The organism is Enterobacter sp. CM29, from assembly GCF_013179605.1.
GTDB classification, from domain to species: Bacteria; Pseudomonadota; Gammaproteobacteria; order Enterobacterales; family Enterobacteriaceae; genus Enterobacter; species Enterobacter intestinihominis.
Genome location: NZ_JABMCU010000184.1, coordinates 1 through 9,115, shown reverse-complemented (window position 1 = coordinate 9,115; position 9,115 = coordinate 1). Strand labels below are relative to the sequence as shown.

Below are 9,115 nucleotides of genomic sequence, written 5' to 3'. Positions count from 1 at the left end.
GCATCGATTTGGGTGGTAACGATTATCATCCAGGCAATGGTTATGACTATGTAGACCAGGATCTGGTTAACTACATCGACGTGGGCATGACCTACAGCTTCAACAAGAACTTCTCCACCTACGTTGATTATAAAATCAACCTGCTGGACGAAGATGATGCCTTCTACAATGACAACGGTATTGCAACCGATGACATCGTTGGCATCGGTATGATCTACCAGTTCTGATCCCCATAAATAGCAAAGCCCGCAACGCGGGCTTTTTTTATTTGACGCTGAAATATTACGGCGCTTCCTGCAAGGCCAGGCGAACAAACCCGTTATTCTGTGCCAGTAATTCATGCGCTTTCCAGGCATCCATACCCGTCAGCACCATTAGCACCGCCGTTTTACACTGATGGTTACAGCTTTCCAGCGCCGCCTTCGCCTGCGCCCGGGAGCATCCCCCCGCTTCCATTACAATGGCAATTTGTCGCTCGGCCCATCTGGTATTGCTTGCCTCCAGATCAACACGCAGGTTGCTGTACACCCGTCCTGTCCGTATCGCCAGACCGGTGGTGACCATATGCATTATCATGCTTTGCGCAATGCCCGCTTTGGCGTTGGTATACCCGGCAACCACATCCGCGCCCAGATCGGGGGCAATAACCATGCTCGCCAGCTGCGCCGCTTCACTTTGCGCATCCTCCGTAATGAGCGCGACCGTTGAGCCCAGAGACCACGCATGACGCATCGCGCCCCAAACCCATGGCGTTTTGCCGCTGACGGACAGCGCCAGCATCATGTCGTGCTCGCCGAATTTTATCGTCTGAAGGTCTGCAACGCCGCGCGCGTAGCTTCCGGCGTTATCGCCTGCTGTCATCGCAATGACCGGATGTTTTCCCGGCGCGAACGCTTCTGCCGCCTGCTTCGCCACGCCTCCGGACGCGCCTGCGCCGATCAGCACCAGACGTCCGCCGTGACTAAGCGTCGCCGCCGCGTTATCCACCACGCGAGCCAGCATACTTAAGTGAGGGGTAAGTGCAGAAGAGATTTGTGCGTCATCCTGGTGTATGACATTAAGCATATCCAGCGTAGATAATCTGTCGATGTTCATCGTGCTGGCGTGCCGTCTTTCCCTGGCCGTACCGATAAGCATAATGCTCATAAACTGCCTCCTTATTATGAGTACCCCCACACTATAAAGTGTTTTATACAGGTCACATGAGAGAAGGCTCACGAAACGCCTCTCTTTACATGGCTTTATGAAATGCCCGTCATCAGCGATAATTAGCCCTTTCTTTTTCATCGCGGAGTGTTAATGAGCGATTTGCAGCCCTTCCCCCCGACGCGCAAGCGCCCTATGAAGCTGAATACGCTGGTTACGCTGATGGTGTGCGCCATTATCGGTTCTGTGCTGCTGGTGGTCTTCGCGCTGTACTCTGTGCAGATCACCCGTGCCACGCGCGATGACGTGAAAGATACTGCGCTGGGTATCGCCCGAACGCTGGCCGACAGCCCGGAGATCAAGCGTGGCCTGATGGAATCGCCGCAGGCTGGCATCATCCAGCCGATTGCCCAGGCGGTGACGAAGCGCAACGACCTGCTGTTTACCGTGGTTACCGACCTGCGTGGGATCCGCTATTCCCATCCAAACGAAGCGCTGTTAGGTTTGCATTTTATTGGCGACGATCTGACGCCCGCCCTCGAAGGGAAAGAGAATGTCTCCGTGAACCGCGGCGCACTCGCGGAAGCACTGCGCGTCTTTACGCCCGTTTATGACGATCGGCACGACCAGATCGGCGTGGTCGTGGTGGGTATTTCGCTGAATAAAGTTGAAGATCAAATTGCCCGCGGTCGGCTCAATGCCGTGTGGACCATCTTATTCAGCGTTCTGATGAGCTCAGTGGCGATATGGGGTCTGGTCCGGGTTCTGAAACGTATTCTCTTCGGGCTGGAGCCTTACGAGATCTCTGCCCTCTTTGAGCAGCGCCAGGCCATGTTGCAGTCCCTGCGCGAAGGCGTGATGGCTGTTGATATGCACGGGCGCGTGACGATGATTAACCACACCGCCAGAGAAATTTTGCTCCTGAGCTCGGGTGAGCACTCCGAGAGCAGCGGCGAACCATTGCTGGTCAGCCTGCGGGAAGTGGCGAAAACCGGCATTGCTCGTCAGGATCAGGAGATCGGCTGTAACGGACGGCTACTGCTGTGCAACATGGTCCCCGTGAAAAGCCAGAATCAGGTGATCGGGGCAATCAGCACCTTCCGCGATAAGACCGAAATCAGCCAGTTAATGCAGCGTATCGATGGTATGGTCAACTATGTTGATGCCCTGCGCTCACATACGCATGAGTTTATGAACAAGCTGCACGTGATCCTCGGCCTGCTGCACATGAAGCGCTACGATAAGCTGGAAGAGTACATCATCCAGACCGCACAGAATTATCAGACGGATATCGGCGCGATACAGCGCAAGGTTAAATCGCCGGTCATTGCGGGTTTCCTGCTGGGTAAAATCAACCGCGCCAAAGAGGCGGGAGTGACCCTGACGCTGGCCGAGGAGAGTCAGCTTCCTGACACCAGCAATGAAGAGCAGGTTGCGGTTCTGATCACCGTGCTGGGCAATTTAATCGAAAATGCCCTGGATGCGATGGAAGGTCAGCCGGAAGGCGAGATCGGCCTGCTGCTGCATTATCAGAACGGCTGGCTGAGCGGTGAGGTCAGCGATGACGGTCCCGGCATTGATCCCGAGCGGCTGGAGGCTATTTTTACAAAGGGCTACTCAACAAAAGGTGAAAACCGTGGCGTTGGGCTGTTCCTTGCACGTCAGCAGATCCAGAACCTGGGCGGAGATATTACCGTCGAGTCGGAGCCTGGCGTATTTACCCAATTTTTTGTTCAGATCCCCTGGGATAGCGAGAGGAATATCGCGTGATAAATGTATTAATTGTCGATGATGACGCCATGGTAGCCGACCTCAACCGTCTGTATGTTAACCGCGTTGAGGGTTTTAACTGCTGCGGCGTCGCTTCTACGCTCAACCAGGCCGAAGCATTGATCGCAAACCCAGGCCAGCCGATCGATCTGGTGCTGCTGGATGTCTATATGCAGCAGGATAACGGGCTGGATCTATTGCCCATCATCCGGGCATCGGGCCGCCCGATTGACGTTATCATGATTTCGTCGGCCTCCGACGCCGCAACGATCCAGACGTCGATGCACTATGGCGTGGTGGATTACCTGATTAAACCGTTCCAGTTCCCGCGTTTTGAAGAGGCGCTGAACGGCTGGAAGGCAAAGCGCAGTCTGATGGGCTCGCATCAGTATTATGAACAGGCCGACGTCGACAGGCTGATCCACGGCGGCGCGCCGGAGCTGGCCGACAGCAAAAAATTACCGAAAGGCTTAACGCCGCAGACGCTGCGCACCATTTGCCAGTGGATCGACAGCCATCCGGAGATAGAATTTTCCACCGACGATCTGGCGAATGCGGTCAACATTTCCCGCGTCTCCTGCCGCAAATACCTGATCTGGCTGGCGCAAATCAATATCCTGTTCACCAGCATTCACTACGGCGCCACCGGTCGACCGGTATATCGCTACCGTTTGCAGCCGGAACAGGTCGGCCTGCTCAAACAGTACTGCCAGTAATTCGGTAGCTGTCGTCCAGAAGGGTAAAACGGAAGTGGTGCATCGAGGAGATCACCACTTCTTTTGTTTTGGTGACAAAAATGGCTTCAATATCGGGGCGCGAACGCAGCGCGGCGCAGCCCTGCTCCACGCCCATGCCGTAGATCAGCGTGGTCCAGATATCGCCGTCGAGGGAGTCTTGCGAAATAATCGTCACGCTGTCCAGTTCGTTATCCAGCGGGTAGCCGGTACGCGGGTCAAGTATGTGATGATAACGTTTGCCGTTCTGCTCGAAGTAGCGCTCATAGGTGCCTGACGTCACAACCGACCGGTTTTCTACCGTTATGGCGCCAATCAGCGCGTCACCGGCGAACGGTTTTTTCAGCCCGACGCGCCAGCCACCCTCCGGCGAGCCTAACGTCTGGACGTTGCCGCCAAGGTTGATCAACCCGAGTTCGGCGCCCTCTTTATGCAGGTAATCCCGCACCCTGTCGGCGATATAACCTTTGGCGATAGCCCCCAGATCGATCTCCATTCCCTGGCGTGTAAGAAACACGCTGCTGTTGGCGTCATCCAGTACCACGTTCGCAGGATCCGTGATACTCAGCAAGGCGGCGATCTCGTCCGCGGGCGGTACAGCGTCCCCCTTAAAGCCAATTTTCCAGCGTTTGACCAGCGGACCTATCGCCAGGTTGAACGCACTGTCTGTAGGCAGGCTGGCCGCTTTCGCGCAGCGGATCAGGTCAAACACCGGGCGACTGACGACAACCGGATGCTGACCGGCAGCATGGTTGACATCCATCACCTGCGAATCCGCACGGTTGACGGTGAGGAGATCTTCGTACTGTTTGATCAGGCGAAACACGCGGGACGCGAGGGCTTCGTCATGGGAGAAGAGTTTCAGGAGGATGGGCGAGCCCATCAGAACGGCGTTGTAGCTGTAAACGCGATGGCTATCAGGCATTACATAAGTCCTCAGATGTAGCCCCGGCAAGCACCGCGCCGCCGGGGAAACAGGAGCCTTACCGTGTTTTCGAACGCATAGCCGCCTGATGTCCGGCAAGCGTACCAAAAATAATGATATCTGCCACCGCATTACCACCGATGCGGTTACCGCCGTGGATACCCCCGACAACCTCACCCGCAGCAAAGGCTCCCGGCAATACGTTGTGGTTGCTGTCCAGCACGCAGGTTTCTGTATTGATGGTCACACCGCCCATGGTGTGGTGCACGCCCGGCGCAATCTGAATGGCATAGAACGGCCCTTCGTTGATAGGCGCACGCAGCGCGGTGGTGCGGCCAAAATCATCGTCATGCTGTTTTTCCACAAAGCCGTTGTAGCGTTCCAGCGTTGCCAGGAACTGGTGGTGATCCATCCCCAGCGCTTCCGCCAGGGCTTTTGGCGAGCTGGCGCTGGTGACAAACCCTTTCGCGATGTACTCATCCGCGGCTTTGTTTTTGGCGCGAACATGCTCGTCAAAGACGATGTAAGCGTATTTCTCCGGCAGCGCGATGATTTGCGCCGAGACTTTGTCGCGGGTCGACATTTCGTTATAGAAGCGGTTGCCCTGCTGGTTTACCAGAATCGCCCCGCCGCCGCGGATGGATTCGGAAATCAGGTACGACGTTTTCTGCTCAACGGTTGGGTGGATCTGGATTTCGCCCATATCGACGGTGCCTGCGCCAATACGCTCCAGCAGTGCGATACCGCCGCCGGTTGCGCCTTTGTGGTTAGTCGTCACGAACCCTTCCAGGTCCGGACGGTATTTCACCACCATCTGGCTGTTGGCGCTGAAGCCGCCCGTCGCGACAATTACGCTTTTAGTTGCCACGGTGAGGGTTTCGTTCTCTTCGGTGGTCAGACGCACGCCGGTCACTTCGCCGTTTTCGAAGATGATGTCGCTCACGGAGGTATCCAGCATCACCTCGATGTTGCGTTTGTTGACATTGCGCACCAGGCCGCTAATCAGATATCCGCCCACCGCGGAACCATCTTTCGGACGGTGCGTACGGTCGATGCTCATCCCGCCGGTGGTGGTGATGTCGTTGAGCATAATGCCGCGCGTTGCCAGCCATTCTATGGCCTCCGGCGCGTTCTCGACAAAGCGACGCAGCAGTTCAGGGTTGTTCTTATTGCCACCGCCTTTCAGGCTTTCCTGGTAGAACAGCTCTTTGCTGTCCTGAATGCCCTTCACGCGCTGGAAGCGGGTCTCAGCCGCGTTCATCCCGGCAGAGGCTTTGATGGTGTTCCCGCCAATAGTCGGCATTTTCTCAACGATCAGCACGCTCGCGCCTTCGTCGTGCGCCTGAATCGCCGCCGCCAGACCGGCGCCGCCGCTGCCGACCACCACCACGTCCACGCTTTTAGTCTCATTCGGGTCAGCGCCCTCTTCTGCCGCCAGCGCTTTGCTGGATTTCAGCATCGCCTTCGAGACCGCTTTTTTCACCGCCTCGCTCTGGCTGGTCGCGCCGGTGATAGCATCCACGTGCGGGGTATTGGCATCCAGAATACGGGTACGGATCTCTTCGAAGCTGGTGACAAACTCGACGTCTTCACTCGGGCCGGAGGCCAGTTCGATATCGGCAATACGATCGGTTTCGAGGCTGACGTTAATCACCAGTTCGTTAGCATCGTCCTGCACTTTTTCAATAAAGGTGCCCGGTTTGAATTTAGATTCGCCCATGCTCATGTCGCGGATCATCGCTTCCACCAGCGAGAAGCGCCACAGCGGTTCCGGGATGCTCAGTTCTTCGCGTCGGGTACTGTCCATAAACAGCTCCAGGCTTTCGCCCGCCGCGATGCGATCGGTCCAGTCCGGATAGGCGATGGTGGCGCGACCAACGGCTATCAGGTCGTAACCGTGATCCAGCGCTTCATTCACATCCGTGGCATTCACCACGCCGCCAACGCCCATCACCGGTACCTGCGCCAGCGTGTCAGAGCGCATGGCGCAGTATTTTTCGATAAGTGGCGTCGGGTCCTGAGTATCGACGATAGAAGGACGCAGGGCGGCGCCAAGGGAGAAGTGCAGATAATCCACCCCACGAGCGGCCAGTTTTTCCAGCAGATACAGGGTGTCTTCGAAGCGAATGCCGGGGACTTCCAGCTCTTCCGGTGAGAAACGGTAGCCAACGATGAACGCGTCGTCCGCATACTGGCGCACCATCTTGTGGGTAATGTCCAGCACCGCCAGCGGGAATTTCGCGCGGTTATCGCGGCTGCCACCCCACTCGTCGTCGCGCTGATTAGAGTTCGGGGAGTAGAACTGCTGGATCAGATAGGTATTCGCCCCGTGGATTTCGACGCCATCGAAGCCGGCCTGAATTGCGCGGCGTACGGCTTCGCCGAACTTGCCGATCATGCCTTCCACTTCTTCTGAAGTCAGAGCAACCGGCGTCGCGGCACCGTCACGCGGCGCGGCAACCGCGCTTGGGCCAACCGGCGTCCGGCCGCCGATCAGTTTTGGGTCGACCATACGGCCGCCGTGGTAAATTTGCAGAAGGGCTTTGGAACCTTTGGACTTAATGGCGTCAGCGATTTTTGCCAGTCCGGCGATTTTTTCGTCGTTATCAATACCAATTGCGCCCGGGAACGCAAGGCCGAGATCGTCAACAAAACAGCATTCAACGATAATGGTGCCGATGCTGCCAGCGCGGGCGCGGTAGTACTCCACCAGCTCGCTGGTCACGGTGCCATCGAAATACCCCGTACAGGTTGTCATCGGGGCCATTAACAAACGGTTTTTCAGTTCAGTACCATTCGGTAATGTGAAGGGGCTTAAAATACGTTCGTTAGTGCTCATAATAGAAACTCCAAACTTTAAAAATTAAGAATTCGTTATCGGTATGGATTTTTTATTTCGTGTTTTTGCCGATGTCATGACATTAATATAAAGCTTTTTTTAGTTTCTAAAGTCATTACGTTAGTTAATAAACTATTTAATCCCTGCGATAACATTAATAACACATTGGTGTTAGCTTGAATGTTTTATACGTTCACATTAATTTAAAAAAAGTTAAATCAACAATGGTAAAGCCAATACACCAATCACATCAAAAACCCTTTAAAATCAAAACTTAAAACACAGTCCAAATTAATAATGTTATAGAATTGATAAATAAAACGCTTAAAAATAGCGAATAACCACACTACTCAGAGTGGTTATTATAAAAAGTATAAATTTACGTCCTCAATTCTTTTTTTTTGATCGCGATCAATAGTAATGGCATCCAAAGGCGCAATATAAAAACATCATCATTTTTTATTTAGCGCAAACAATAATGCGTTAAATCGCTATTACTGAAAACACAAAAACGCACCTTAAATAACTAAAAAAAGTAAAACGAATAAAGCAATCGAATTTGTGTTTTCGCTGTACGACGAATTTTTGACAACTTAAGACGTGAAACTATGAAAACAAAAACTGCTGTAACGCCTCCTGCGGCGAATCTGGCATCAAATGGAACAGCAAAACGCCTGCTGATGATGGCCCTGCCCGTCATTGTCGCCGTCCTGCTGTTGTTTGTCCCCGTTCCGGAAGGTCTGCCGCCTTATGCGTGGCACTACTTCGCCATCTTTGTTGGCGTCATCGTCGGGTTGATTTTCGAACCTCTGCCGGGCGCCGTAATCGGCCTCACCGGCGTGGTGGCGATTGCGCTGTGCAGCCAGTGGGTGCTCTTTAGCCCCGAACAGCTGGCTGACCCGAAATTCAAGCTGGCGGGCGCCTCCTTTAAATGGGCGGTGAGCGGGTTTGGTAACTCCACCGTCTGGCTGATCTTCGGTGCCTTTATGTTCGCCGCAGGCTACGACAAAACCCGCTTCGGCCGCCGTCTGGCGCTGATTCTGGTGAAGTACCTGGGCCGTCGCAGCCTGACGCTCGGTTACGCCATTACCTTCGCGGACCTGCTGCTGGCCCCGTTCACCCCGTCCAATACCGCGCGCAGCGGTGGGACCATCTACCCGATTATCGCTAACCTGCCGCCGTTGTACGGTTCAAAACCCAACGACCCAAGCGCGCGCAAAATCGGTTCCTATCTGATGTGGGTGGCAATCACCGCGGCTTGTATCACCAGCTCGATGTTCCTTTCCGCTCTGGCACCTAACCTGCTGGCACTGGCGCTGGTGAAAAGCACCGTTGGAATTGATATCTCCTGGGGGACCTGGTTCCTCGCCTTCCTGCCGCTGGGTATCCTGCTGATCCTGACCATGCCGCTGCTGGCCTACTGGTTCTACCCGCCAGAAGTGAAGGTAAACAATGAAGTACCACTGTGGGCGACCCGCGAACTGGAAAAACTGGGCAAACTGTCGCGCAATGAGATCCTGCTGCTGGTGTTCGTGTGCTGCGCGCTGCTGATGTGGATCTTCGCCGCGGCGTGGATTGAACCGGCCATGGCTGCCCTGCTGATCGTTGGCCTGATGCTGTGGACCGGCGTGCTGGAGTGGAACGACATCACCGGCAACAAAGCCGCGTGGAATACCTTCGTCTGGTTCGCCACCCTGGTGG

7 protein-coding genes are annotated in these 9,115 nt (G+C 55.0%); 4 read left to right on the top strand and 3 right to left on the bottom strand.

Annotated elements, in window-relative coordinates; translation table 11 throughout:
- Positions 1–227 (top strand): porin (locus HP459_RS18580; protein ID WP_171936620.1); only part of this gene is annotated, 227 nt, incomplete at its 5' end.
- A gap of 55 nt (positions 228–282) precedes the next feature.
- Here HP459_RS18580 and HP459_RS18575 read toward each other — a convergent pair.
- Positions 283–1,146 (bottom strand): N-acetylmuramic acid 6-phosphate etherase, encoded by an 864-nt coding sequence (locus HP459_RS18575; protein ID WP_171936619.1) that lies wholly within the window; start codon positions 1,144–1,146, stop codon positions 283–285.
- Between the two features lie 153 nt (positions 1,147–1,299).
- On the opposite strand from HP459_RS18575, the gene HP459_RS18570 reads away from it, so the two are divergent.
- Positions 1,300–2,916: a sensor histidine kinase gene (locus HP459_RS18570; RefSeq protein WP_032624010.1), complete on the top strand. Its 1,617-nt coding sequence runs from the start codon at positions 1,300–1,302 to the stop codon at positions 2,914–2,916.
- Entirely contained in the window at positions 2,913–3,632 is a 720-nt protein-coding gene (dcuR, locus tag HP459_RS18565; protein WP_023300497.1) for a two-component system response regulator DcuR, read from the top strand. Before HP459_RS18570 ends, dcuR begins: the two co-directional genes overlap by 4 nt.
- Here dcuR and HP459_RS18560 read toward each other — a convergent pair.
- Together HP459_RS18560 and HP459_RS18555 are read right to left on the bottom strand one after the other, a co-directional pair.
- Positions 3,613–4,575: an FAD:protein FMN transferase gene (locus tag HP459_RS18560; RefSeq protein ID WP_038416330.1), complete on the bottom strand. Its 963-nt coding sequence runs from the start codon at positions 4,573–4,575 to the stop codon at positions 3,613–3,615. The genes dcuR and HP459_RS18560 overlap by 20 nt on opposite strands.
- A gap of 58 nt (positions 4,576–4,633) precedes the next feature.
- Entirely contained in the window at positions 4,634–7,414 is a 2,781-nt protein-coding gene (locus HP459_RS18555; protein ID WP_171936618.1) for a flavocytochrome c, read from the bottom strand.
- Between the two features lie 608 nt (positions 7,415–8,022).
- On the opposite strand from HP459_RS18555, the gene HP459_RS18550 reads away from it, so the two are divergent.
- Positions 8,023–9,115: DASS family sodium-coupled anion symporter (locus HP459_RS18550; protein ID WP_216661698.1), on the top strand; the 1,093-nt coding region annotated here is incomplete at its 3' end.